Below are 1,597 nucleotides of genomic sequence, written 5' to 3' on the forward strand. Positions count from 1 at the left end.
TTTTTGATCTCCTTTTTATTTTTTAACTTATTAAGTAATACTTTTTTTAGATAAAACGAACTACTTTAAGTTATTGAGTTCCTTTTGCAATTGATTATGAGTCCAACCAGTAGTCTTTTATTGTTAGTTGGAAGCAACTGACCTTTTGCAGAATAGAAATCCAGTTAAAATAGCAATCATTAGTGTGAAGTGTTTATACTTGACAAGTTTTGAATTTTCTCGAACTTTAAAGACAATCCCATCCATCCTAATTACTAAATAAACAGGTTAAAAGTTTTGAAACAGGATGGTGTCTAATATCTGGACTTCATCTTAAAACTGAAGAAATAGAAAAAAATAATACATTCAACACTTGAGAAGTCAAAAACCTGAAGAATCATTTACTCAGTTTTACATGTAAAACAATGAAAACGCAGTATCAATCATCTATTAAAATTACTCACGTGTATAGTTGTGTAGTGTATTGCTGTAGGTATTGTTTTTTTGTTATGTACTTTTGAAATAAGTTTTTTAAGAATAGTAGGATAGACTTTTGTAAACTTAGAGAAAAAGATGCTCAGCAATGAGCATCTTTCTTGTTTTAAAGGAATCTAATTGTATAAACGACTAATCAGATTAACTATCCGGAAATTCCTAAAGATTAAAAATGATCCTATTTTGGATAATTAATGGTCCATTCGAGATTATTTTTATATTCAAAATTTCACACTTTTCATATTTGTTGCGTTATGGTAACATATGTAAAACAATGAAAACGTAATATCATCATTTACTAAAATTACGCGCGTGTATAGATGTGTAGTGTGCTTCTGTGGATTTTAATTATTACTTATTTACTTTTATAATGTTTTTTTAAAGTTGCAAGGAGAATCATCTTCAAAAACTCCGGGTAAAGATGCTCAGCAATGAGCATCTTTCTTTATTTAAAAGAGATCGAATTGTATTGAAACGGATATAAAATACTATTTCATGAAAACATTAGAATTTATTTATCAGCAAGCTGCTATACACTTTTTACTAGGGAACGAAAAAGGGATAATGGTAAATGCCACAGAGATGGCAAAAATTTTTAATAAGCATCCCAATAGTTTTTTAAGAATGGAACAGACTGATAATTTTATAAAAGAATTATGTATTGATGAAAATTTTCATCAACTATTTGGATTCGGAACTGAGTTATCTTTATTAGATGATAATGACTCCCAAGACGAGAATTCGCGTTTTGAGAATCAAATCTTAGGTATCGAACAAAGGAGAAATTATATTTACGAAACAAAAAATAAAGAAGATAATCCCCAAACGTGGATGCATGAGATATTAGCGCGAGAATTTGCAGCATGGCTTGATCCCAATTTTGAAATGTGGATTTTCAATCACCTACGGAAAATTACTTTCGAAAAGTATCTAAAAGGCTGGGATACTCATTTGCGATAGGAAAAATCAAGAGTTGAAGATTATCTTTAAAACAATATTAAGACTTACCATTACGTCAATACTGATAAGCCATATCAAGTAATTCTATAGCCCTTCCACTATGATATTGGCAAGAATTAAGCAGTAATGCAGAGAGATTGCCCAGGAAATTGTGGGAGTGTGA

General features: G+C 29.9%; 1 protein-coding gene. It reads left to right on the top strand.

What is annotated here, in order from left to right; translation table 11 throughout:
• The first annotated feature begins 969 nt into the window (after positions 1-969).
• The gene (locus AC6CH4_RS25820; protein WP_498108188.1) at positions 970-1,434 is read left to right on the top strand and encodes a KilA-N domain-containing protein; all 465 of its coding nucleotides are present in this window, start codon (positions 970-972) and stop codon (positions 1,432-1,434) included.
• Positions 1,435-1,597: the final 163 nt, after the last annotated feature.

Source organism: Flavobacterium sp. GQ95 (assembly GCF_059758655.1).

Bases quoted from the DNA above. Each gene is read 5' to 3' on its own strand.
- AC6CH4_RS25820 (WP_498108188.1), top strand. From the start codon at position 970: ATGAAAACATTAGAATTTATTTATCAGCAAGCTGCTATACACTTTTTA.